The organism is Roseovarius gaetbuli, from assembly GCF_900172365.1.
Classification (GTDB): Bacteria; Pseudomonadota; Alphaproteobacteria; order Rhodobacterales; family Rhodobacteraceae; genus Roseovarius; species Roseovarius gaetbuli.
In genome coordinates this window covers 13,405-37,175 of the sequence record NZ_FWFJ01000027.1, presented here as the reverse complement: position 1 = coordinate 37,175, position 23,771 = coordinate 13,405, and the positions used below count along the sequence as shown (strand labels likewise).

Below are 23,771 nucleotides of genomic sequence, written 5' to 3'. Positions count from 1 at the left end.
TTGCAGCATCTTGCTGCTGTTGCGCGGAAAATCCACTTATCCCAGTTGTTCAAATTTGCGCAGCCACCTCTCGTTAGCCTAGAAATTGGGACAACTTGGTTGAACGAAGGTCTATGTCTGAGTAACACTTAGACTGGGTCAGTCAGGTTAGACATTTCAAAGGTGCATGTTGGTTCGGCACATTAATTTTTTAAGATATTTCCAAGCAAAATTCAGGAGAAAATATCAGTGCGCTCCATTTTTGTTGCAGTCATTTTCGTGCTGCTGATGTCATCCGCAGTCTTTGCCATGGACTTTGATGTTAAGGTTCCAGATGGGCCGTTGGATTCGGATTCCTCCATCTTAATAGAAATGCGCGGGGAAATTAGAAAAGGAGATGCGAAGCAACTGCGCAATATTCTCGCCGACTTCGATCATCTCACCTTAAAGAGTATGTCTTTCACTCTCGAAAGTCCCGGGGGAAACCTACTCGAAGGTGTCGCACTTGGTAGAGTCATCTCGGCGCGACAAGAAGTAACTAAAGCCTCCGTCGGTTCCCAGTCCAACCCAACGGCCATCTGTGCAAGTGCCTGCGTTTTTGTGTACCTTGGTGCAGACTTCCGCCATCTTAGAGATGGCAGTCGTATAGGGGTTCACCAATTCAACGATCCTGATACAAGCCTCGGGGGGGCAGAGGCAATCTCACTTACACAGGAAATCTCCGCTGAACTGCTCAGTTACATTCGCGATCAAGGGGCTGACCCCGCGCTTTTCGAACGCATGGGGCGAACGGATATTGAAGGCATAGACTGGGTTCCGGCCGATATATTGCGGGAATGGCGTGTGGTCACTGATGACATTCTCAAAGAAGTTTCAATATATAGCAACGTCAACGGAAAGCTTTCTCTGACACTAAAACAACTAAGCGTCAACGGGGAGAATGGGATAAGCTTTTCATGTCTACGAGACATGATTTTCTCGCTCGCATTTTTCAGCAAACCAGACTTAATTGATATCGGATCATTTCAACTTCTCATTGATGGAACTGCACACGAAATTTCCGACTTTCGTGTAGCAAAACAAAAAGAACAATTCACACCCATAGGGTTTTTCGTTCCTATGCACTTGGCGGGGGCGGTTGCGGACGCTCAGAGCCTCGGTGCACGCATCACAACACCCGACGGGGATACTTTTTTTAGCTTTGAGCAAAAAATAGTGGACGAAAAACCACTTGATCTTGTTAAAGGCTGCATCCCGGCGTTCAGGAACACCACCAGCAAGCCCACACCTGAAGACGTCTGGCAACCAATGACTTCGTTACCCAAGGTGGATTTTGTCGGAGCTGACCTAACAAAAAAGGGAGTTCGCGGTGTAACTTTCGAAGAGTGCCAAGAGCTTTGTACACAGTACGTTGAATGCAAGGCAGTATCTTATATAATCAGTAAAAAGTGGTGCTGGCCCAAGTCTTTACCTCAAAGGAAACGTCACTCATCGGATGTAGTCAGTGCTACCAAAAACTAATGCTAAAACCGAAACGGCCAATATAACATTGTGAGCGCCTTGACACAAAGAAAATGGCATCGTTCGTCCTGTCTGTCGTTATGCGAAACAGGACATCAAACTTATTTTTGAGTTAGCTCAAAGCAAGATTTGTCTGCCCCAAAATTTTGATTGCCTATCTATCCATTAGCTCAGAATAGGCTGCCTTGGTTTCCCTGACCATCGTCATTAATGCTCGCTCCTGTCTCAATACTGAGAAACGCATCCCTAGATGTCAGTGCCGCTTGAAGTTCACCGCGGCGAACAAGGGCGACGTATAGCGCCACTGCGCTGGCTTGGCAGTTGATCGATTTTTCAGGGTTAAAGGCAATATCGGTGAAGATGTCATAGTGTGTAACTGCCTCTGCTAGCTTTGGGCGCCGATGCAGTGCATTGATGTAAATCCAGTCATAGAACGCGGTGAGCGGCTCATTTGGCCAGTCTTCCCCAAAAAAACGGAAACCGGTCAATCGCCCGGCATCTTGCAGTCGTGGATCTCGCTTCGCGTCGGCGGGGCCTGCCTCAAGCAAATCCAGAAATGGTCCGCCCCGCTCGAAAACTTTTGACGCTTGAAAGGCGCATTCGACTGAAATTTCCCGACTGTATCCAGGTGGCTCAAAGGTGAGGTTGAAAGCGCTTAGTTGCTCTCCCAGTGAGTCGTCCGACATACGCGAGACTTCGAGAATTCGCGCTTCTGGATAAAGCGTCTGCGCTGCCTGATGCAAAGAGCGCATTGACATTTGCCTGCGCGATTTCGCCATGCCCGCGCTCCAAGTGAAATCGATGGATTTCACTTGGATTAAAAAGGGGTCATTGGCCTCAGCAATGAATATAGGGCGCCTAGCCATTTGAATTCCTTTCCTGGTTTCTGTGATCTATTGTTTCGTTTAGGGCGCACTGAATAGGGAAAAGGCTAAAATGGTATTTCGCTTTCAGGGATTTCATCACTCAACTTGGATATCGGATTTTTGTAATCATGGACCGAAGAATTCAGGAAAAAGGATCGGCTATCAAGAAATGCCCGATCTACAGACTTTTGCACTCCCTGAACCACGTCCTCATAGCAGCGTAGAACTTTCTCATCAAAGAACACGACCCTGAGGACCCGTGTTAATTCGATTGGCTCGAAGATGAGCACCTCGGCCTGAGGATCAGTTGGGTCGCAGGGCCTCAAAAGTTCGACATCTTTTGAGGGAATTGAGCGGTCAAACATGCCTACGAACGGCAATGCTCCGACGAGTACATCCTCACTCCGCTTTGGGATCCGCTTGTCTGCGGCATTAAAGCGACAAAAACCGCATCGCTTCTCATAAAGCACTGCCGGGTCAATTAGAAGTATTGCCCAGTCTGTTTCAGGACGTAGCTTTCGTAGCTTGTAAAACATATGCGCATTCGGGAACGAAACTGACAAGCTAATCGCATTCAGGTAACCGTCGTATCTGTCCGCATCGTTTTTTAATATATGGATTCCCCTGAGCTTCGCTTCGTCTGTTGAAACCAGACCTTCTCGGAATATCGAAATTAGGTTGGCTGCTTGGGTGAAGTGGACCAAATACTCTATACGTCGGGACTTCACGATGCCCTCAATAGACAGATCACCGTCGGTATTTCTCGGTTCTTGCTTCGTTGCAAGCCGTCCTCGGTCGTGGGATCGCTTATTTAGTTTTTTATCCGCATGAGAGGGCGTGCCAGAAAACCTGAGGCGGGAACTAGCCGCCTCTCCAGCGTCGGGCGATACGGGGCTTCCAATTTTTAATTCAAATGGCTCAACTTTGTCGACATCTCGAGCACTGGCAGTGACTGAACTGCGGGCGCTGTCATTGCTTTGGTGCTTCCCCTGTTTCGCCTTTTGATGAAACTGGTTCACTGTCGAGCGACTTGTCTTGGTGGGAGCCATGGAGGGCGCCTTCGGCGCGATTAGGCCATATGTTCCCCAAACCACGATGAGTTGCAGAACGATCAGCGGTGGCCAAAACAGGTTGATAAGGGTTAGCGCCGTCCAGATAAAGCAAGCAACTTCAAGGTATTTTTTTACAAAAATCCGTATCAGGACAAGCGTGGTGAAAATAAAACATTGATAGAAAAGGATTTCCATGGTTGCTCCGCCGTCAAATGCTAAGTCTTGTTCGCATCACGGCTTGACCAAAATATGACGATATTGGCTTCTCAAAAAGATTGTGCATGCGGACGTCCTCGATCCGAGCGCTGCTCCTGATCGTCAGCCTTCAGGGGTTTTGACCCGCTTAAGGACGCAATCAATGAGCTCTGCGAGGCTCGACCGCTCTCTGAGAGACTCGAGACTTTACTTGGAAAGTCTCAGGCAGTCCCCAAAAGTCTCGGAAAAGTCTCAAACTCTGTTTTGCTGAATTCATTGCCTGGCATATATTTGGGCTTTCGCCTGTGTTTTCATGCTGTTCTAACCTATTGATACCCTAAAGATTAAGAGACTTTTGGAGACTTTTCTTCAATCTCGGCGCCTAAAACTAAAACAGACCGAAAGTGACTGCTTTCACCCTAAGGAACCCAATAACACAACAGGAACGTGTTCCGTACGGAGGCATCACCGACGACACTCAGAACACCCTTGGATTTGAAACCATGGACGCTCCCTGCTGTACCATTGAGGGACAAGAGTGATGCCCAGAATGACTGAAGCAGAACTCATCGCCAAAGGCATCGAACCAGAAGAAGCAATGCACATGGTCCTGGCTTATGACGTAGGCTTCAAAGAGGGCCAGGAAGCCATGCAGAGACACCTCAGGATCACCCTGGGTCTGGAGAAACCTACCCGATCCGAAAAAGCCTACTGGAACCCCACGATCCCCCTGATAACCTAAAGGATGATCACGAGATTACCCCACCTAAGGTCACCCTAAACACTAAGGGCTAACCCTCAACACCAAAGGCTAAATGTCTCCCTAAGGACTGGAGAGTTAACGTAGACATTATTGACTTCAACTCTTTAGTCTTCACGAGTTGAACTCGAAATCCTAGTACGGATTGCAGGTTTCCTGGTTGCGTTTCAAACATTCTCTATGTGGTCTTGAGTGTTATCATTACCGCTAAACTAACCGAAAAGCCTCCAGATTCTGCCGGACCACACTAGGGATTGGACCTGCAATGGGACTCAGAGGCCCAAGGAGGCCCGCTGAGTCGCTATTGGCGGAATTCTGGAGCGTGGGGTGCTTATCGGCCAAAATTTCACTCAGCGGGGCTCTCTGCCGCTCTGGGGTTGCGTGACTTGGGGGCAGAAGTGGACGCTCCCTGGTCGGTTTCCGTTTTTGATTTTTGAGCCACTGGTGTCTGAGTGGGTGTAGGGTAGGGGGCTCTTCCTGAAAGCTCCCAAACGGAACCATGGTGAGAAATGGTCCGAGGTCGACCCATGATGTTGACGGGGAATCTGATTTATTTGAGGGCATCAAGGTTGCCATGGGGGAGCCCTGAGAATATCAATTTTCCTCGCGTGATAGGAGTTCTTATTTAAGCGGATTCTATATCCCTGAATCTAATTCCAGCGACATACAAGGGACCTCGAGAAAATGCGTAGCGTAGCGTAGCATTTTAGAAGAGAGTCCCTTGTATGGAGCGGTAGTATTGTTGTTGACTAGTAATGCTATAACATCTATATGTGTTACAATCCCTAAATGCTTTAAGGTATACTAAAGCTTAATAAAGTTAAGTTTAATTAAAGTATAGTTAAGCCAATATTAAGGGGTCGCTAGGCGACCCCTTAATATTGGCGTTAAATTATCTAATAGTTCTCTCGTATAAATAACCTCCCTGAATTTTCTGGTTCCATATATATTTACCTTTCTGGCTCCCCTTTCTTATTGGTTCCCACGCGAAGCTCAGGCGGAGGTTTTCAGTCTGAAGTTACGATGTTTGGCGTTGCATCTGAGGGTGCCGAGACTGCTGTGAGGGAGGGACCTGTGGTTCCGACCTGGGCTCTGGACTTATAGAGCCAAAAAACTGATGAATGGCGGTAAAGTGGACGTTGGTGCGCTACGCAGCGAACGGCGGCTTCGAGCCCCGTCTGAACAATTCTGCGCGTTGGACGAATGTCCGCTACCATGAGAGCGACCAAAAACCTTCAACAACCCCTTAGGTTTTACACTGGGTTTGTGGCAACACCAATCAGGGCGGTTTGGAGAAGTTCCGGAGAGGAGCGTTTTGGAGCGCTCCAAACCACCTTCTGTGTGGGCATAATTCAAACGCGCTTGAGCGGTTGCCTCAATCCGGCCCGATTTTTTATTTATCAACACTTTGAATAGAGGTTGTCTCAATGGAAAGTTCAAAGCGGAGCCGCAAATTTTCGGATGGGATTGAAGTCGAAAATATGGATGGCGGGCTATTGGTGCGTCAGGGCGATGAGGCATACGTCGCTCGGAAATGGCAGCTGTCATTAGCGACCGAAGAGTTGATCGAAACCGCAATAGGATCAGGTTTAGGCTGTATGATCAGAGACGATCATCCACGGCGAAACTCTCGGTGGCCGAATCCACGAGGTGTTGTCTATCTAGCATTTTCGACAACATCGAGTAACCAGTGGTCACTTGCTATCGACACCTTCAATCCCGCACATGGAGATTACAGCGCCGCCGTTTTCAATGGGAAATATCAAACACAGTTTATAGGTGCCGGAATTCCGTTTAAATTTGAGAGCCGCAACAAGGGATCTGGCCATCTCGTTGTCGCACGGCAAGATGTGATCAAAACCCTACAAGCGCTTTCCGAGTTTGATCATTCAGTTCTGGCACTTAATCGCACCACACATGATGGTGAGGGCTTCACAACGGAATATGTCCTCCAGCGTCAAATTCTATCGAATTGGAAGCAAACGCCATGGGGTGATCGTTATGACGTTGTCCAAGATGAATTTCCTGTCGATGGCGGACTAACCTCACGGCGAATTGATATTCTAGCGCATGACCGAGCCACTGGCGATTGGCTAATTATCGAACTTAAACGCGCCGAAGCCAACATTGCGGCAGTGCATCAGGTCTCGGAATACCTGTTAGCGCTAGGAAAGCGGGATGATTTCTCACTTGGTCGCCTTGATGGCGTGCTCGTAGCAGAACGTATTTCGCCTGCCGTGCGGGGAATTGCGGCAAACGAAGGCGTATCCGCATACGAAGCAATCTGGCCTTTTAAATTTATCCAAGTGGCCTAAGCAACATAGTGTGATCGAAAAAGACAAAATTCGAATTAACAAGCAGCCGTTTCTCAATCTGCGTAGCCTCCCAAAAACGACCTTTTTTTGATGGGTCCGCCAAACCGGACATTGACGAACGTGCAATGGAAGGCTGGTATGTCCGCATGTGAGACATCTGAAAACTGCGCGGCGAACGACCGCGTTTTGGCATTGGGCACTTTAGAATTTATAGGTCCAGACCCTAGTATTCACGGCCGCTGTGTGAGTCACTGAAGGCCCCTAGCCTTTGAGGGGTGGGTGGGGTCCGGAAGCAGGGGCCGTCCTCGCTCCGTGCAGCTGTACAGCGCTCTAGGGGGCATCCCTTTGTGCTTGCCCACTGGTTCAAGGCCGTGACTGGTTGCACGGGACACGGCGAGTTGGGTCCCAGACTCGTCATAAGGTTCAGCCACTTGGAGAAGGCCCGTTTATTTGGCAGTTTATTTCCTTGTAAAACCTTTTCAAATTCGCGACTTTCATTTTATTCAAAATATGTTTCCTTAAAGTGAAAGTGTGAAAATGACTGAATTATTCGAAAATCAGCCGAAGACTTTTGAAGAGGCTTTGGAACTGGTTCAGGGGTCTCCAAGTCTCCGCAAAATTAAATCCTATTTGGACAATTCGGCTTTCTCTGCCGACATTAAGGCTTTGCTGTACGACATCGCCAAGATTACCGTCAAAGTTGGGGAAGCGGTTGTTGCGCTGGGTCGGCATATTTTCGCAGTGGCATCGGCTTTGGCGGCAAAGTTTCCGAACCTTGTCCTTGGAACTTTAGTCGCGCTGGTAGTCTCGACTTTGATCGTGAGTACGCTTGGCAGTTTGCCAGTAATTGGCGGGCTTGCAGCAATCTTGTCAAAGTTGATTGTGTTGCTTGGCGTAACCAAAGGATTTTTGGACGATCTTCGCAATAACGCGGCCCAGAGCGAAATGGATCGCGTTTCTGCGCAGTTTTCTGCTCTGAATTTGGGCGTAGTTCAGAAATGAATGTTTTGTCGGAAGAAGAACAGGTTGCCAGTTTTAATAATGTCCAATCCGTTTTAGCGAATGATGAGAGATTCAAGGTCAAGCTGGGGATCGGCAGCGATGCATTTGCATCCCTGAAAACCGGTAACCTGGTCGCCCAGCTATGGGGTCTGGGCTGCACTGTCGGAACTGGGGCGGGCGTTGCAGCCTCGGGAACTTTAGCGTCTACATTGTTTGGAACTTTTTGGACAACCATTGGCGTTGCCACAGCTGCCACACCAATAGGCTGGGTTGTGGGAGCTGCAGTCGCTTCAGGCGGCGTTTATTACGGCGTATCACGGTTGTTCAAATCCTACTCTGGTAGTCGTGTCGACGAGATTCCCAAATTCCTCAACACGCCGTTAGATGTTTTGGCGACTTCCACTTTGGACCTCTTGGGCACCCTTGCTCTCAAGGTGGCGTCCATGGATGGAAATATTGACCGTACCGAACGCGCCAGCATGCAGGAGTATTTTGTCGAGGAATGGGGGTATGATCCGTTATACCTCGAACATGCGTTGGATGTTCTCGAGCAGAATATTGACAAGTCGCGTCTCTCTGACATGACCGCGTCTTTGGCAGAGTTTGCCAGTAGTAACCCTGACTGTAATTTCAGCGCCATTCAGGCCGAAATTCGGAAACTGTTGGTCGAGATCGCCCAAGCCGACGGTCATCTGGACGAGCGCGAGGAAATGGCAATTGAACGTATTGAGAACGCACTGCGTGAACACGGTTCGGTGCTGCATTCAGTGAGCCAGGCAATCTCAGGTGCCGCTGCCGGTGTCACCGCAGCCTCCGGCGCAGTCGGAAAGTCCGCAACAAAGGCGATTTCAAGCACAACCTCGAGCATGCGGGAGATGGCTGGAAAACTGTGGGCTAAGAAATAAATCGCTTGGCGATACGAACCGCAAACCTGTGTTTGTGGAATATGTAGATGGCTGGGATCACTCAATGTGACATCCTTTAAAACCCTTATCGGGCGGATGCCGCGCTTGACGTGTGTGGTTTAGCACTGAGTCTTCGCAGAGCCTTTGTCGCCTAATTGTTCGCCAAGCATAACGACGAAAGGATGGAGGCGACGTGGGTTGCCAGCCAAACACTCGCCTAGTTTAAGCTGCCTTTGATTCCAAGAATCCTGACAACAGACAACGGGAGCATAATGGCGAAAGGCGTCATCCAATGCATCCCCAAACCTGCATGCCCAGATCACTATTTGATGCTTTGCATTCCAAAAAAATATAGCTAGGGAAACTCCGACATGTCTAAACCTGTTTTCCAAGACCTCACGGCCTTCAGTACGCGACGCAACCGCAAAAGCTTCGCGCTGGCCCAAGCTTTTGTCGTTCTGCCGCTTCTTTTAATCAGCGTCATCTTCTTTGTTCTTAGCGTGCTCTCAGTTAATGACGGCTCGATGGTTTTTGCCATCCCCTTGTTTATTCTCTCCGCGGCAACATTCATCTACCTTCTAATTGTTAGTTTGGCGATTGCCTCCCAGCGATTTCGCGACTTCGGATCAAGCGGCTGGTGGACGCTGATCCAGTTCGTTGTGCCTATCGTTCCCATCCTGCTTTTTATCAGGGGAACTTCCGGCAGGAACAACTTCGGAACTGATCCGCTCGCCGGGGCACTCGCTAAGAGTGAACAGCCGTTGGCAAAGCAACGCCGTGCAGAAGAACAAAATACTGCCGAAACACGGCGAACGCTAACCAGTCCAGACGGTGCTGCTGCTGCCGAATGTATTCCTGGTGAAAAGTCTTCACCACCTGTCATAGTTGATCGGCATGATGGTTCGAAAGAAGCGAAAGGTCTCACCAGTCCAGACGATCCTTACAATTACTTTCTGCATAAAAAGTCTTCACCACCTGTCCAGGGTGACGGGGATGATGGTTCGAAAGAAGCGGGAGCCCTAACCAGTCCAGACGGTGCTGCTGCTGCCGAATGTATTCCTGGTGAAAAGTCTTCACCACCTGTCATAGTTGATCGGCATGATGGTTCGAAAGAAGCGGTAAGGATAGAAAGTAATACAACTAAAAAGAAAAACTCAGCAAAAAATGCGGTGCTTCAACTGGCAAAATTCCCGCAGGCGCAGACGGTCATAGAATACTCTGAAGCCGCTGGGCAGGCGTGGAAGGAAATAGAAGAATTACCCGAAGAACACCGCACAACATTTCTCAAAGGTTTGAACGAGGCCCCTAAGTCCGATGCTGGTAAACTGAGGGATACAATTGTCGCAAGGTTCGAGAAGTTGCAGCGACCGTACGACGATGAAAGCGCCAACGATGCGCTCATAATTGTGCGTGAAATCGGGTCTGATGCCGAAGCCGAATTTAAACGTGTTTATGAGCTTCTGGGTGAGACGATCCCGATCGAAGGTATTGTTGACAAAATTCAGGAGAAATTTGAAAAATCACATGAGCAAAAGTAAAGGCAGCGGCGATAGATTTGGTGGTGAGCCAGCCATGGCGACGTCTTGGCAGAGGCTCACAGGCTCAGAGTGGAAAACGGTGACCTGGCCATCACGGATGTTCACTTGGCGGATGCCATCGAAAACCTTACGACTCTGAGGCAAATGAAGAAATAGCTCTCCGACAAATCCGGGGCGATTCAGTAATAGTATCAACAGGGCTGTCACCTAGTCTTTTTGCGGACAGAAGTTCGATCCTAGGCCGTAATAATTCGCGTCCCAACCTGCACTGCTGCAATCCGTCTTGCCCGGATCAAATCCCATAACTTCCATATCCATCTGAATGCTCCTTCTTCGATCTATGCCCGCAACAATAACCGCGGTTTGGTGGGAAGGCAGTTCACCCCATTAGCTCACCTAAGGGGCTTTCAGGCCATGGACGAACGCCATCGCCCGATCCAAATCAAGGGTTCTGAATATTTCAACGCCCTCTTCGTTCAGAAAGCGATAGTTCGTCAGATGGCCATCGCGCAGGCTTTCTTTCGAGAGCTGCAAGCCACACGTATTCAAAAGTTCCGTATCAACGCCATACAATAGGTTTCCCTTGTTAAAATGAATATTCGCGGTGAGGCTCCTTTTCGAGCTATCGCGATAAGCCTCTGCCACATTGCCCGGGTCAACTGGCTCTTGCGGGGCATCTGGTTTCATAATCTCTTCCGGTAACGGACTCCAGTAGAGGGCAACGTTTGGCGCACTTCCTTTTTCAAGGCCGCTTGCAAAGTGCCTCTCGCCAAGGCTCCGAGATTTCACTTCTACACCCCAAGAAATAACAAAATCGCCATCAAAAATTTCGTCATACACATCAATGAGCACAGCCTCATGTGGTTTTACATCCAGGTACTCTACGCTATCAGGATTTTGGGTCATCGGAATGACGTCATCGTCGGTAGTCGCGCCCCCCCCGCTGGAAGGGCGAACATAGTCTAGAGTTTCATCCGAGTTGTTAACGAACCAAACGTAGTCTTCTGTTGGGCTCGGACCTCCCCAGCATGTAAGATAGAAAATCTTCTCCGAGTCAGCAATTTCTGTTGGAAACCTTCGTTTCATTTCCATTTTAATACTCCTTTGATGTGATTTTCAAAATTTGACCTTCGTCAGATACAGGTATCCGAAGACATACCCAAGGCTCCCTTTGAGCCTCAGCATTTCCTCGTACGCGTCGTCGATCGGCAAAGGTTCCATAACAATGTTTGGAGGGTCTGGGTCGTCCCAGCTGAAAGTATCTTGATAAACAACTACCCACCTGGCATCGCGCTTTTCCTGTTCGTAGCGACATTTCCTTCCTTTGCTCATTTGGTCCTTTCATCAGGTTCAATCAACGTCACAGCTAGACGCAGCCCTTGGGATCACGGCGGTCCGTAAGGCCGGTGTCGGGAGGTCGGATTTTAGACCCGAGACCTGAACCAAAGCCTGTCGTAACGCTTGATTTTGTTTGAAGATTAATTGCCGACTGCGGCTCGTTTTGTGACGGCCCTTAATCGACCGTCACGCCCTGAACCGGAGCGAGCATCGATGAAGCCTGCACCTTGTCCTTTTGGGGATCAAAGTTTGATGCAAAGCCATGACAGTAGATGATCCGATCTACTGCAGACCTATCGGTTTTGCTCATGTTGTGGTGGTTCCTCATTTGTCAAAAAACCGAATTTTCATTTTAATGTTACCCGCCACTCAGGTTCCCGGATAAGCATTCCAAAGACCTTCGGCGCTGCCACTCTCATGCTGGAGGCGAAGGTAATCGTGCGCCAACCGGGTTATGATATCCGCACCCTCTATGGAGCTCGCCCACCGATGTTGAAGTGCCGCCGCAGGGTCGATCACACCGAGCATGTTTCCAGCGATTGCGCCTGTAGAGTCGCTGTCACCGCCATGCAGAACAGCGATCTGGAGGCCCTCGTCGAAAGATTTACCGGCGAGGCACGCATAGAGCGCAATCGCCAGCGCCTCTTCGGTTATCCAGCCTCCACCAAGAGTCTCGACGGTTTCAGCGGTGCCATCGCGAGGAGCGTCAAGAGCACTGCGTATCGCTCGAACGGTCTCTTCCCCATCCTTCATTCGGGCATAGGTTTCAGCGATTTGCGTTGCACTCTCCTCAAGGTCTGCGCCCATCGACACATCAGCCAACATTTCCGCCCAGGCGGCGGCCGCAATCTGGCCTGTCCGGTGCCCATGCGTAAGGGCGGATGTTTCCATGGCGAGAGATTTCACCTGGTGGCGGGGGACCATCAAGGCAATAGGCGCTACCCGCATGATCGTGCCACAGCCCTTGCTGTCGTTCTGTGCCGGGGCCCCGAAGTGCGCACTCTGCCCGAGGGCTGATAGGCAGGTCATGCCTGGCGCGCGGCGGGCCCAGAGACGCTGATCAGCGATCAGGCCAACATCATCCGTTTTGACGCGCGGCTTGCCTCCTTGGGTTCGGTACCAGCGTAGAAGGGCGTGATGCACAACAGATGGTGGGTGGCAGATGCCTTTGAGCGTGCCGCGAACATTAGCTCGAATAATCCCTTCAGCTGTGAACAGGGTCATCTGCGTGTCATCAGTGATCGCGCCGCGCAGTCCTTGATGGGGCGGCAGGTCAGTTATTCCTTCCGGGAACCGCTGACGGATCTGGTCCAGCGACAGGAATTCGATGTCAGCGCCCAGACTGTCGCCGATTGCACCTCCGATCAGGCTTGCCTGAAGGCGAATGCCGGATGGGTCTTGGTGACATGCGATCTGTGCGAGCCAGCGCTCTTGTTCAGCCGTCTCTATCGCGCCTGGACGTATAGAGCGCACGTCATTGATCGCGTCGGGTGCAGATCGACCGCGTTCGATGAGCAGCAAAGCTGCAACTGTACCCGCGCGACCCAGACCACCGCGGCAATGGACAACAATGCGGCCACCACGTTCCATGATCTGGTGCAGCTTTGGCGACACCGCGCGCCAGTGCTCCATCGCTTCCAGCGTGGGTACATCAAGATCCCTGATCGGAAGCTGATGCCATTCGATACCGCTGGCCGCCACGGATTCGCCCAGCCTGGGCACGGAAAGCATCTCAAATTCATGATCCTCGAGAAGGGTCAGTACAGCGCTGGCCCCCCAGGTTTTGATTGCTTCCACGTCAAGATCGATATCTCGATTCCAGGCTGCGCCAAAGACGCTTTCGCCTTTTTTTCCTGGACAAAACGTTATGCCCAAGTGCCCGTTTGCGAGCGGCAGGGAGTCAATGCGGAGGGGATGGGTATTACTGGTTCGAACCAAGCAGGTCTCCTTTTCTCTTCGATTCGATGTGATAATACACCTGCAGTACGTCACTTTCGGACGTATCTGTTTTGGGGACGGGTTGTAACGCGCGCCGGTTCGATAAAGACTTGCCGCGAGTATTAGCTGTGGGCCACTCATCGTTTCGATTCGGGGAGCAAATCGGCGGCGCGGTTTGAAACGGTCAGGTTGCGTAATCTGCACCTTTGGCGGAAGTTTGTCGGCTTTATGCCGGACGAGGAGGTGCCTATGAATGGTCTTGATCCGTTTGTGACTGTCCATGCCGGAACGGGTGCGTTCCGCACGATCACTGCAGACCTTCTGGCCGAGGCTTATCTGGCGCCTCGCGCAGAAGAGTTTGATCTGAACGCTGCCTTGACGATGGAAGGTCAGCCTTGGTCTGCCAGCATGGAAGTTGCTCCTATGGAGACGGCCTCGGCCGTGTCTTCGGCGCTCCGTTCCCTTGCGATGGCGACAAAGAGGCTCTCGCCGGACGAGGTCGACCTGTCCTGTCTGGATCAGGATAGCCGACTCTACCGGCATCTCGCGGCCCTGTGCGATCTCTGGCGGCAGTCACCGGCTGCTCTGTCCGAGGACCTTCAGGTTTATGCCCATGTCTTGGATAGCTCGGCGGCTGACGCGCTTGAAGCCCTGCCTTTAGCCACCGCCAAGCCTTGTGCCTTTGCCTCACCGATTGAGCGTAGTCTCCATGCTCATCTGCTCGGCCATCATGGTCTTGCCAGTGAAACGTTTCGACAGGAATGGGGGGGACGCAAATCGCCCCTGCTGACCGGTGCGCCGGGAGGGACCAGTCTATGGCGTGTCCAGAAAGGATTGACCGGTGCTGATATTGCGCCAGCACCACTTGATGATAGCCTGGGTTTCTTCGCACTGCGTGATGAGGCGGAAGAGGCGGACTTTGCGGCTGCCCGCGCACAGCGGCTGATAGACGAGGGCGTTGCGCCCAATGAGATCGCCCTTCTTGCGCCAGATGAGGTTGGATATTTTGCACAGCTTCGACGCGCCTTTGATGCGCTGGGTGTGCCGATTTCCGGTCTACCGGATTTGCCCGCTAGCCGTGATGTCGCCGGGGAAACGCTACTGCACCTCCTCTTGTGCCTGCAAAGCCCGGCGCCTGCTATGGCGCTCGCCAGCCTCTACATCTCGCCTCTCATGCCCTGGCCATCGCCGACCGGACTACAGCTGGCGCGTGAGGTGATGCAGGGCCGGTTCGAACCCTATGCAGCAAAGTCGCTGACCGGGCGTGCGAAGCGGCTTTATACGCTGCTTCGGGGCAATGTTTCCCAGACACCTTCCGGCATTCTCGAGGCGCTTGACCAAGCGGTACAGAATCTAAGTGATGATCCGGAGCTGCGCGAATACATCACCGTGTTTCGCTCAAAGCTCACGGCGCTTCGGGGAGTGCTGTCGCAGGGCGGCACGCTGGATTGGGCCGTTCTGTTTCGCATGGCCACGCCGGACTCCGTCAAACCAACATCCTCAGAAGCCTTTATCGAAGGTGTGAGCGTGTTCACCGAGTCGGCCATGCCATGGCGCCCAACACGGCATCTGATTGCGCTTGGGATGAGCGGCAATCGCTGGCCGCGTACAATTTCTGCATCGCCGCTATTTCTCGATGGGGAACTTCAACTTCTGCGCGAAAAGACGGGGCTAAATGTCGAGACGCGCGGGGATGCACTTGCGCGACGACTTGAAAAGTTGCGCCGCCAGTTCTTGTGTGCCTCCGAGACGCTCACCCTTCTGCGCCCTGCGTTTGCCGCTAACGGAAGCCGTCAGCCGCCTGCCGCTGCCCTGTCGCTCGTGGCACGAACTATCGGAAATGAGGAGAAGGGAACCGAGGATGAGGAAACCCTGATCCGCGATGTGCGCTCGATCCCGCAGGAGTGTTGGCCCTTTTCCCACCGGCTCGCGGCAGCGGGCAGTGAGGTACAGCCTAAGCCCTTGCCGGAAGACGGCGTGCTTCGTCTCGACCGTGATCTCCTACGCAGACAATTGGCTGAAGATGGCCGGATGCGCCCACAGTCGCCAAGCAGACTGGAGACGCTTCTGGTCAGTCCGCTGGCATGGAGCCTTTCCGAGTTTGGTGCAGAACCCGTTACCTGGGCCCCGGAAGGGCTGAACGTCATGGTCGCTGGCACGATTTCCCACGATGTGCTGGAATATCTCTTCCCGAAGGACTCGCCGCTCCCTGATCACGATCAGATTGATGCGGCGGTGCCCGAGTTGCTAGCCGCAGCGATCCGCAAGCACGCCCCGTTCCTACAGCGATCAATCTGGGCGGTAGAACGTGAGGGGCTCACGCGAGACATCCGCAAGGCCGCTCACACCTGGCGCGACACGCTCCAAGCGCTTGGCGCGTGCGTGATCGATAACGAGATTGATTTGCGCGGAGAGGCGCTTGGCATCCTTTTGCGAGGACGCGCCGACTGCCTGTTGCAACTTCCCGATGGCAGCCTGCTTGTGGTCGATCACAAAAAGAGCGGCACACCACGGCGGCGTTCTCGGCTTGAAGCGGGATGGGACCTGCAGCTCGGGCTATATCGCGCAATGCTCTTGCGGCCGGAAAAAACCGGACCCGCGCTCGAGGCTGCGTTGGCTGGGAAGCCTACGATTGGCGTTGCTTACCACCTCATCAATGATCAGGGTGTACTGCTTGAGGGATTGGAGCCACCTGATGGCGTAGTGACCGTCATGATGGGGGATATCTCCGGTCAAGCTATGGGCTTGCTGGATACACGGCTCTCTGAAGTCGGTGCGGGGCTAATCCGGCTCAATACTGAGGACGACCGGGCTTTCTTCGAAAAGACCGCGAACCTTGCGCCCTATGCGCTTGATGCCTCACCTCTGGTCTCACGCTTTATGGTGCCTGCCGATATGCAAAGGGAATATCTGGAGGATATTGATGACTGAGATGTTGACCATTGTTCCCGCCGGTGCCGGCTCAGGCAAGACGTTTCGGATCAAGTCGGACCTAACGAAGTGGGTAAAGGACCAGCTTGTTGGCCCCGAGCGAATTCTGGCCGTCACCTTTACCGAAGCCGCGGCTGCTGAATTGCGCGGAAGGATCCGGGCAAGCCTTTTGGCTGAAGGCATGGTCGAGGCTGCGTTGGCTGTTGAACAAGCCTACGTTTCGACGATCCACGGGCTTGGTCTGCGCATTCTCTCTGAGCACGCCTTTGCTGCGGGCGCTTCACCTCAACCCCGCGCCTTGGCCGAGGCTGAGCGGGATTTGCTGATCCGTCAGGCCATGGCGCATGCAACGTCCCTTGACGCAGTGAAGGCTGATCTGCCGCGCTTTGGCTACAGGTCCAGTTTTGTCTCAAATGCGAGCCTCGAGGACAGCTTTCGCGGTAAGATCCTCAGCACAATTGATCTTCTGCGGGGCCTCGGAGACAGCGGCAATGATCCTAAGCTGGCTGAAACAGCAGTCGAGCGGCTGCGCGATCTTTATGGCGAAGTCGCCAGCGATCCCGCTCCTCTTGAAACCCGCCTGACGGCTGCAGTCGAGGCTTTGCTTTCAGCCTTTCCGAATGATTTGACGACATACGCGACATCGGACGCAGCGCGGAAAGCCTTTGCGAAAGACTTCAAATCCATGAAGCTTGCTTTGCGCCCGGGTGAATTGCGCCGGGATTGGAGGCTATGGAAGACGCTGAGTGAATTGCGCCAAACGAAACGTGGCGCACCAACGCCAGACGGCTACGATGACCTCTCTGGAGAGGTAATCGCAGCGGCCTCCGACATCGTCATACACCCGGGGCCGCTGGACGATGCCTGCGCACACCTTACGGCGCTGGTCCATGGTGCGCAGGAAGTCATGTCCAAATATGCAGAGATGAAACGTGAGGCTGGCGTCATCGATTACGCGGACATGATCTGTGATGCCGAGCGCCTGCTAAGGACGCGACCGGAAATTCTTGAGGCTCTTCTCTCCGAGGTCGATTGTGTCATCATCGACGAGTTTCAGGATACGAACCCTGTGCAGTTTGCTCTACTCTGGCGCATCGCCCAGTCCGCGAAACGCGTGTTGATAGTTGGCGATACCAAGCAGTCGATCATGGGCTTCCAGGGAGCAGACCCTAGGCTGAGCGAAGCTCTTGAGCACCAGAACCCGCATGCCGCTTCTCCTCTGACTGGCAACTGGCGCTCCGAGCCGCAGCTGATGGCAATGGTCAATGCCATCTCGCAGGGCTTGTTTGGCGAGACGTATGTCTCTCTCGCTCCACAACGGCCCGAGACCGGGCAGACCTTTGCGGAAGTCCTGCGGATTACCGAAGGGCGGCGGTCGAAGAAATCGCGCCCTGAGGACCATGTCGCCGCCCGGGTTGCCGATATACTTGCGAGCAATGACCTGGTCGTCGAGCGTGAGAGCGATCTCAAGAACCCTGTGATGCGTCCAGTTCAACCGCGCGACATCGCGCTTCTATGTCCGACGCATTCCATGGCCGTACGCTATGCCAGCGCTCTCAAGCGGCAGGGCGTTCCGGTGCGCATCAGCGGGCCTGGCTGGCTGGACTCGCCCGCGGTGATGGCTGCGCGCAACGCGCTCGGCTTTGCAGTCGATCCGAGCGACCGCCATGCTGCATTGGCTCTACTAACTCTCGGCCCGCCTGCGATGCCACTTCAGCAGGCTATGACTGTACTTGCCGATGGAGAACTGGAGACCTGCGCCGAGCTTGAACCTTTGATGGAGCTGGTAGCGATCGCGCAAGTAATGCCGCTAGAGACCCTTCTGCCACAGGTGCTCGACGCGGCAAACATCCTCGATTGGACGCCAACGCTTCCAGATGCGGCGCAAGCCCATGCAGATCTGATGCGGTTCCATGCAGAAGTGGCGGAATTCGTTTCAGCGCATCGCGACTTTAAGGCCGCAGCTGGTTTCCATGGTGCCAGCGCTCAGGTCTTTCTTGGCTGGCTCGAGGCCCGCCGTGCGGAGCGGGATTTCGATCGTCATCCCGATCCTGGCCAAAGCGAGGGACAGGGACAAGGAGTTGAGATCGTAACCTGGCACGCATCAAAAGGTCGGGAGTGGCCGATCACGGCCATCGTGGGCCTTGATGCCAAGATTGGAGAGCGAGCAGGAACGCTCAGCGCTGAGTTTGCCGATTTCAGTGATCTTGGCGCTATCCTTGAACACGCAAAGTTGATCTGGACACCTGATCTGCCAATCAATGAAAAGAAGGATATCTTCCTCGCAGATCGACGCGAAGCCTCTGAAGCTGACGCCCGGCGACTCCTTTATGTGACTCTAACGCGGGCACGGGATCGACTAATCCTCGAATGGCCAGACTTTAGCCTCAAGAAACTTGGTGAGAGCGAAGGGCCGAAGAATCATGCGGAGATGCTAGTTTTGGAGGCTGGGCTTGAGCCCGATGCGGGCTGTTTGAGGGTTGGTGAGGCGAGCTTTCCCGCGAGGACCTTGATCTGCAGTGCCGAGCCTCCAGAATTACCAAGACTGGCAGAGTCCGAAGATCAAGGGCGCGTGGCATTTGGGCAGCAGTGTCCAATGCACAAAACAGCAGGTACCCCATGGCGCGTCCGCCCATCGCTGATCGCGCCTGATGCTGTGCGCGAGATAAGAACGCGTCTTGTGACGCTGGATATCCCTGCACAAGCAATCACGCTTGCGGGGACTGCGAGTGAAAGAGGCACCGCACTCCACAAGGCACTCCGCGTGCTTCTCATGAGGCCAGACCTGCGCCCTCGCCTGGCAAGTGCCACTGGTTTTGATGAAACCATGCTGGATGCGTTGCAGGAGCACGCTCAAGCTTTGCGAAACTGGCTAACGGTTGAGGGCTACACACAAGTCGACTGCGAGGTGCCGATCCAAAAGCGAGAGCCTTCAGGTGCAGAGTTCAACGGGATCATCGATCTGCTGGCTGAGGGGCCTGGAAAACGGCTTGTCCTTGACCACAAGAGCGGTTCCGGCAGCTTCTCCGACTATCTGGCACAGCTTGAGGCATACCGGAGCCTGCTCGTCCAACACGAAGAGCTTGCGCCGCCAGATGTAGCGGTTCATTGGATTGATCGTGCTGAACTGGAAATCTTAATCGGAGACTGAACGCGATGCACCATAGAAGATCAAAGCTGCCAGTGCGCACCCCGCATTTCTGATCATTCGCATTTTAGTCTTCTGTCATGAGAACAAAAGGAATGCCGCACTTATGAGCATTACCGACATCATTCCCGATATCCACGGGCAGGCAGAAAAATTACGCGTTGCGTTGAGGAACCTTGGTTGGCATCGCAGCGGAACAAGCTGGACGCACCCCGAACCGGATCGTCAAATCGTTTTTCTTGGTGATTTCATCGATCGTGGCCCTGAGAATAGTGCGGTGATCCGGATCGTGCGCCAATTGATGGATGCCGGTCGGGCGCAGGCCATCATGGGCAACCATGAGCTAAACGCTCTGCACTTTCACACACTCGACCCTGACACTGGTCTGCCACTGCGTTCGCATGAAAAAAGGAACATCGAACAGCATGAGAGTTTCTTGAAAGAATTCCCCATAGGGGCACCCGATACCAAGGCGGTACTCGATTGGATGAAGGACTTGCCGCTATTCATCGAAAACGATGGGTTTCGCGCAGTCCATGCAGCCTGGATACAATCGGCGATCGATGATCTGCGAGCGCATACCCCAAGCGGTGTTTTGTCTGAAGAACAGTTGATCCGCGCCGCGTGTAAAGGAGATGCCATTTTTGATCTTGCGGAAACTCTAGCGAAGGGGCCCGAGCAGCGTTTGCCAGAGAATTATTTTTTTACGGACGAGAATAAACACGTCCGGCATCATGTTCGCCTGAAGTGGTGGAATGGCGATGCCAAGACCTGGCGCGAGGTCGCGATGTCCGTGCCAAATCTGGAGGAGCTTCCTGACGAACTTCTACCCCTATCGCTGGCAACAAACATTTACCCGTTAGACGAGAAACCCGTATTTTTCGGGCACTATTGGATGTCGGGAGAACCCGAGCTTCAGAGCAGTAACGCGCTGTGCCTGGATTATTCGGCGGGGACCGATGGTCCGTTGGTGACTTATAAGTTGCCAGCAAGAGGCCGTCTCTCTTTAGAGTGCGTTCATGTTCATACTGTTTAGAGACGCGCCTACCCAAGACCCATTAATTGGCGCGATCTCCGTGATGCCTGCAACGAACTTTTCTGCATCAGCATGTGATGAAATTTTTCTGATCTTTTCGATGGGGTTATTTTCACCAAACCGATCCGGTTTAAAGCTCTTGAGAATTGTCGGCATCCATCCATAAGTGGCACAGGCTAAAGCACGAGCGCCGTCATGCCTGTCGTCATCCGCAATTTGCGCAGCTAAGCTTAGAAAAGCACGATAGGAATCTGCATATTCCTCGGACTTCATTTTTTGAGCCACAACCTCATGGCTGGGGGCTGACAGGAATGAACTTGCGTCGGCGATGTTAAATTTTAAATATTTCAATATAAGTCTCTGATACAACTGTTTATTCTGCTTTTATTTCGACGCAGATTTTCAAGGGATGTGCAGCATCAACTAAATGACGATTCATAGTATCGCGCAGTATTTGCGGCTCAATGACCTCTACCTGTTGCCCCCACCGAAACAGATGCCAGCACATTTCGCGCAGACCACCTGCGCGAAATCGCACGGTCAGGCTTCCGTCAGGCTCGTCTGTCATCTCTTGGGTGGGGTGAAACAAATACTGCCTTGCATCCGCTGCGGCTGCCGGGGTGAAGCGCCAGATCACATCATAAACGTCTTCCTGCCATATCCCGAATGAGCGCTGCATCCACGCTGAAAGGTCGAAGCCTTTGGGACGCTCAAAGCTCTCATTGGTTAACTCGATTTTCTCAAAGCCCGCCAGCGCGAAAAGTCGGACATTCTTTGCCCATTGGCTGTAGGCAACAAGATACTGACGCCCCTCGCCGAGCAGCATCGCCAAGGGGCCAAGCCGCCCGTTGCTACTCAATAGGCCAGACGCGCGGGCCCGGTGGTCCACCTTGATCCAGACTCCAGCAAGTATGGCTTGACGGAGGCTGTTCAATGTTTCCTCTGGGATGCGCTCGCGGGGGCCTGGGCGCAGTGCAACACCATCTGCTTCGAGGAGCGCGGCTATATCGGGCTCAAGACGTGTGCGCATTGTGCCTGGCAAACGGGCCCTCAAGCGATCTGATAGTGTCGCTAGGTTATCTGAGGTCGTTATATCTCCGTTTTGACGGGCGAGTTCGGCTCCGCGGTGGAGCGCGGCAATGTCCTCGACGGTTGGATCCGCGAGTCGTCCCGTTGCGCCTGGTGGAAGGCGCCAGCGTTTGCGACCGCTTGGCTCATTGATCTCTTCGATTTGTGGAAGGGCATCTTTGATTGCATCGCGCATCCGTTCCGCCGTTCGGCGCGAGACTTCGAAGGTTGCACCGATGTCGTCGAGTGATAGACCATCGGCCCGGCCCTGCATCTGCAGCGCCAGCCGAACCAAGTCGGTCAAACGACCATAACGCATTGGAGAACCTCCATTTCCCGTAGTCTTGCGCAAACCGTGGACCTGTCGCGGTTGTGTACTTTTGTTTTTTTCACTAGTTTCACGGTCTTTCGTTTTTTGGGTTCAAAATGTATTGCTCGTCAAACCAAGAGTATGACGTTGGCTGTGACCCTAATCTTCAAAAGTATGCACCAAGGGCACCGGCACTTCTGGATTGGGCACAAGTTGCGAAAATGGCCTCTTCTTGGATCTGGAAAAAAGTTTGGCGGTCAGAGGCATGCAGGGTTAGAACAGGTGGTCGGCGTCCTTAGATGCTGTTTCTCTGTCTGACGCCTCGAGTGGTGGGTGGGCTGATCACGGGGTAGAAGGGGCGGCCCCAATCCTCTTCTGGACTATCCATCATGATGTCGACCATCACCGGCAGAAGCGTGGACATGATAGCGGCGCCATCTTTGACTTGGCTTCTGTTGACCTTGCCATTCCAGGTAGTGCCCCCATGCATCATCTGGCAGCGCAGCATATAAAGCCTATCGAAGACCTCACGCAATATATACGCCGTGTCCTTGTCTGCCATCGAGCGAACAAACCGTTCGGCTGATTTCCTAAATGTTTTGGCCCACTGCTCATTGCCTGCGATGCCGTTTTGATTGAGCCAGAAAGGGCGAAAGATGAAACGATTTTCCATGAGCTTGGCAATCGGACCGCGAAACCTGTCCCAGACGGCATAATAAAGACGAGCATCTGCGTCGAGCTCTACGAGGCGGTCTATGAGGTCAATAAACTGTCGGCGCTCACCCAAGGGCTTGGTGGTTTCCACGTCGCTTTCATCAGCATAGGCTGCATTGAAGGCAATCCACAGGAAGATAAAGGCAGCGTCCGGGTCCTGCTTTTCTCGTTCAGCTCGTCCGATCCAACTGATTGCACGATGAACACGAAGCCCCACATCTTCAGGAAAACCCTCGCGGAGCTGGCGTTGCTTTTGCTTTAATTCGCTGTGCTGAAACATGGCTAAGCTATCCCCTCAGTGCTTCAGGTTGAGGCCAACACATGATTCTGTCTAGGGTTTGACGGAAATTGGAAGGGGTAAGGATAATCTCCAAGCGCCGGTGATGTTCGGGAGATATTTGCCAATTCGAATTTGAGCTTGGCGTAAATTGAATTCATCCCATTGACTTGGCGTGAATAATATTTATTCTAAGCGCAATGATTTTGGAGAATAACTGTCATGACTCCTAGGGATTTTGTCGCGGGTTTGTCGGAGGTAATGGAAATTGAGCGAACTGAGCTTGCAACCGTAGATCGGGCCCTTGCGAAAAAAGGCCTTCGACAGCTTGCGCGTGGTCGGTTTCGCCCTGACATCACGCTGACGGAAGGTGTGCAGCTCGCTTGCGCTTGGGCTGGGGCCGAAAACCTCACATTGGCGGCAAGTGAAGTGGGGCGTCTCAATGGATTTGTGGCTTTAACCGAACTGGTCGATGAGGAAGATCAATTTTTTGCACAGTTGTTTGGATATGGGCCCAGGGAAGTACCTAGTAAAACATTCCTGGATTTAGTTTCGATGGCAGCTCGTCAGCTGGGCGCCGGAAAGTATCCAGCTAAAGAGCTTTGGGTTAACATTGAAAAATGCTGTTCTGTTGATATCATCTATCGGGATGATAGCGGTCGAACGAACCTATTGTTTGAGTATCCGTTCTTCTCCTGTCCCCCCGAGGGCATTTCCATCTTTGAGCACAGGCGTAATGTGAAGGTCAGAGTGACTATCAATGGCGCCGTCTTTAAGTGGATATTCGAAGTCACGGAGGGCGCATAATGGCTCGTCCTTCCCTGCCCAAAGCCCAGGAAGTTGCAGGCATTGTGAGGTGCCTCAGGGCCGAAGGCTTC

At 52.8% G+C, this 23,771-nt stretch carries 18 protein-coding genes; 10 read left to right on the top strand and 8 right to left on the bottom strand.

Annotated features, from left to right (window positions below; genetic code table 11):
• Positions 1 to 228 precede the first annotated feature (228 nt).
• A complete protein-coding gene (locus ROG8370_RS13315) occupies positions 229 to 1,500 on the top strand; it encodes a hypothetical protein (RefSeq protein ID WP_139838142.1) in 1,272 nt (423 codons plus the stop codon).
• Between the two features lie 170 nt (positions 1,501 to 1,670).
• On the opposite strand, the gene ROG8370_RS13310 is transcribed toward ROG8370_RS13315, so the two are convergent.
• Together ROG8370_RS13310 and ROG8370_RS13305 are read right to left on the bottom strand one after the other, a co-directional pair.
• Positions 1,671 to 2,366, bottom strand: a complete 696-nt coding sequence (locus tag ROG8370_RS13310; RefSeq protein WP_085827678.1) for a DarT1-associated NADAR antitoxin family protein — start codon at positions 2,364 to 2,366, stop codon at positions 1,671 to 1,673.
• Between the two features lie 65 nt (positions 2,367 to 2,431).
• Positions 2,432 to 3,613 (bottom strand): DarT ssDNA thymidine ADP-ribosyltransferase family protein, encoded by a 1,182-nt coding sequence (locus tag ROG8370_RS13305; protein WP_085827677.1) that lies wholly within the window; start codon positions 3,611 to 3,613, stop codon positions 2,432 to 2,434.
• A 550-nt stretch (positions 3,614 to 4,163) separates the two neighbouring features.
• On the opposite strand from ROG8370_RS13305, the gene ROG8370_RS13300 reads away from it, so the two are divergent.
• From ROG8370_RS13300 to ROG8370_RS13280, 5 genes are all read left to right on the top strand, one after another.
• On the top strand, positions 4,164 to 4,355 hold the full coding sequence (locus ROG8370_RS13300) for a hypothetical protein (protein WP_085827676.1): 192 nt from the start codon (positions 4,164 to 4,166) through the stop codon (positions 4,353 to 4,355).
• A gap of 1,445 nt (positions 4,356 to 5,800) precedes the next feature.
• On the top strand, positions 5,801 to 6,688 hold the full coding sequence (locus ROG8370_RS13295) for an endonuclease NucS domain-containing protein (protein WP_085827675.1): 888 nt from the start codon (positions 5,801 to 5,803) through the stop codon (positions 6,686 to 6,688).
• A 537-nt stretch (positions 6,689 to 7,225) separates the two neighbouring features.
• Positions 7,226 to 7,690 carry a hypothetical protein gene (locus tag ROG8370_RS13290; RefSeq protein WP_085827674.1) on the top strand — a complete coding sequence of 155 codons (465 nt, stop codon included), beginning with the start codon at positions 7,226 to 7,228 and terminating at the stop codon, positions 7,688 to 7,690.
• Positions 7,687 to 8,595, top strand: a complete 909-nt coding sequence (locus ROG8370_RS13285) for a TerB family tellurite resistance protein (protein WP_085827673.1) — start codon at positions 7,687 to 7,689, stop codon at positions 8,593 to 8,595. Before ROG8370_RS13290 ends, ROG8370_RS13285 begins: the two co-directional genes overlap by 4 nt.
• Before the next feature lie 371 nt (positions 8,596 to 8,966).
• Positions 8,967 to 10,133, top strand: coding sequence for a DUF805 domain-containing protein (locus ROG8370_RS13280; protein ID WP_085827672.1), 1,167 nt, complete (start codon positions 8,967 to 8,969; stop codon positions 10,131 to 10,133).
• A 396-nt stretch (positions 10,134 to 10,529) separates the two neighbouring features.
• Here ROG8370_RS13280 and ROG8370_RS13275 read toward each other — a convergent pair whose 3' ends face one another.
• The 3 genes from ROG8370_RS13275 to ROG8370_RS13265 form a co-directional block, all read right to left on the bottom strand.
• Positions 10,530 to 11,225 carry a hypothetical protein gene (locus ROG8370_RS13275; RefSeq protein WP_085827671.1) on the bottom strand — a complete coding sequence of 232 codons (696 nt, stop codon included), beginning with the start codon at positions 11,223 to 11,225 and terminating at the stop codon, positions 10,530 to 10,532.
• A 421-nt stretch (positions 11,226 to 11,646) separates the two neighbouring features.
• Complete coding sequence (locus ROG8370_RS21275) at positions 11,647 to 11,781, bottom strand: hypothetical protein (protein ID WP_281252704.1); 135 nt, start codon at positions 11,779 to 11,781, stop codon at positions 11,647 to 11,649.
• Positions 11,782 to 11,840: 59 nt separating this feature from the next.
• A complete protein-coding gene (locus ROG8370_RS13265; protein WP_085827669.1) occupies positions 11,841 to 13,409 on the bottom strand; it encodes an ADP-ribosylglycohydrolase family protein in 1,569 nt (522 codons plus the stop codon).
• Positions 13,410 to 13,658: 249 nt separating this feature from the next.
• On the opposite strand from ROG8370_RS13265, the gene ROG8370_RS13260 reads away from it, so the two are divergent.
• The 3 genes from ROG8370_RS13260 (at position 13,659) to ROG8370_RS13250 (ending at position 20,524) form a co-directional block, all read left to right on the top strand.
• Positions 13,659 to 16,340 (top strand): PD-(D/E)XK nuclease family protein, encoded by a 2,682-nt coding sequence (locus ROG8370_RS13260; protein WP_170925241.1) that lies wholly within the window; start codon positions 13,659 to 13,661, stop codon positions 16,338 to 16,340.
• Positions 16,333 to 19,491 carry a UvrD-helicase domain-containing protein gene (locus ROG8370_RS13255; protein ID WP_085827667.1) on the top strand — a complete coding sequence of 1,053 codons (3,159 nt, stop codon included), beginning with the start codon at positions 16,333 to 16,335 and terminating at the stop codon, positions 19,489 to 19,491. The genes ROG8370_RS13260 and ROG8370_RS13255 overlap by 8 nt, the downstream gene beginning before the upstream one ends.
• A gap of 103 nt (positions 19,492 to 19,594) precedes the next feature.
• Positions 19,595 to 20,524 carry a metallophosphoesterase gene (locus ROG8370_RS13250; RefSeq protein WP_085827666.1) on the top strand — a complete coding sequence of 310 codons (930 nt, stop codon included), beginning with the start codon at positions 19,595 to 19,597 and terminating at the stop codon, positions 20,522 to 20,524.
• Here the strand turns inward: ROG8370_RS13250 and ROG8370_RS20180 are convergent.
• The 3 genes from ROG8370_RS20180 to ROG8370_RS13240 form a co-directional block, all read right to left on the bottom strand.
• Positions 20,495 to 20,875, bottom strand: a complete 381-nt coding sequence (locus tag ROG8370_RS20180) for a hypothetical protein (protein WP_139838139.1) — start codon at positions 20,873 to 20,875, stop codon at positions 20,495 to 20,497. The genes ROG8370_RS13250 and ROG8370_RS20180 overlap by 30 nt on opposite strands.
• 22 nt (positions 20,876 to 20,897) lie before the next feature.
• Positions 20,898 to 21,911, bottom strand: coding sequence for a helix-turn-helix transcriptional regulator (locus tag ROG8370_RS13245; RefSeq protein ID WP_085827665.1), 1,014 nt, complete (start codon positions 21,909 to 21,911; stop codon positions 20,898 to 20,900).
• Between the two features lie 286 nt (positions 21,912 to 22,197).
• Positions 22,198 to 22,896, bottom strand: coding sequence for a HEPN domain-containing protein (locus tag ROG8370_RS13240; RefSeq protein ID WP_085827664.1), 699 nt, complete (start codon positions 22,894 to 22,896; stop codon positions 22,198 to 22,200).
• 219 nt (positions 22,897 to 23,115) lie between these two features.
• On the opposite strand from ROG8370_RS13240, the gene ROG8370_RS13235 reads away from it, so the two are divergent.
• Complete coding sequence (locus tag ROG8370_RS13235) at positions 23,116 to 23,700, top strand: hypothetical protein (protein WP_085827663.1); 585 nt, start codon at positions 23,116 to 23,118, stop codon at positions 23,698 to 23,700.
• Positions 23,701 to 23,771 lie beyond the last annotated feature (71 nt).

Excerpts from the sequence above, each read along its gene's own strand:
- ROG8370_RS13310 (WP_085827678.1), bottom strand. The coding sequence starts at position 2,366 with ATGGCTAGGCGCCCTATATTCATTGCTGAGGCCAATGACCCCTTTTTA.
- ROG8370_RS13305 (WP_085827677.1), bottom strand. The coding sequence starts at position 3,613 with ATGGAAATCCTTTTCTATCAATGTTTTATTTTCACCACGCTTGTCCTG.
- ROG8370_RS13300 (WP_085827676.1), top strand. The coding sequence starts at position 4,164 with ATGACTGAAGCAGAACTCATCGCCAAAGGCATCGAACCAGAAGAAGCA.
- ROG8370_RS13295 (WP_085827675.1), top strand. The coding sequence starts at position 5,801 with ATGGAAAGTTCAAAGCGGAGCCGCAAATTTTCGGATGGGATTGAAGTC.
- ROG8370_RS13290 (WP_085827674.1), top strand. The coding sequence starts at position 7,226 with ATGACTGAATTATTCGAAAATCAGCCGAAGACTTTTGAAGAGGCTTTG.
- ROG8370_RS13285 (WP_085827673.1), top strand. The coding sequence starts at position 7,687 with ATGAATGTTTTGTCGGAAGAAGAACAGGTTGCCAGTTTTAATAATGTC.
- ROG8370_RS13280 (WP_085827672.1), top strand. The coding sequence starts at position 8,967 with ATGTCTAAACCTGTTTTCCAAGACCTCACGGCCTTCAGTACGCGACGC.
- ROG8370_RS13275 (WP_085827671.1), bottom strand. The coding sequence starts at position 11,225 with ATGGAAATGAAACGAAGGTTTCCAACAGAAATTGCTGACTCGGAGAAG.
- ROG8370_RS21275 (WP_281252704.1), bottom strand. The coding sequence starts at position 11,781 with ATGAGCAAAACCGATAGGTCTGCAGTAGATCGGATCATCTACTGTCAT.
- ROG8370_RS13260 (WP_170925241.1), top strand. The coding sequence starts at position 13,659 with ATGAATGGTCTTGATCCGTTTGTGACTGTCCATGCCGGAACGGGTGCG.
- ROG8370_RS13255 (WP_085827667.1), top strand. The coding sequence starts at position 16,333 with ATGACTGAGATGTTGACCATTGTTCCCGCCGGTGCCGGCTCAGGCAAG.
- ROG8370_RS13250 (WP_085827666.1), top strand. The coding sequence starts at position 19,595 with ATGAGCATTACCGACATCATTCCCGATATCCACGGGCAGGCAGAAAAA.
- ROG8370_RS13245 (WP_085827665.1), bottom strand. The coding sequence starts at position 21,911 with ATGCGTTATGGTCGTTTGACCGACTTGGTTCGGCTGGCGCTGCAGATG.
- ROG8370_RS13240 (WP_085827664.1), bottom strand. The coding sequence starts at position 22,896 with ATGTTTCAGCACAGCGAATTAAAGCAAAAGCAACGCCAGCTCCGCGAG.
- ROG8370_RS13235 (WP_085827663.1), top strand. The coding sequence starts at position 23,116 with ATGACTCCTAGGGATTTTGTCGCGGGTTTGTCGGAGGTAATGGAAATT.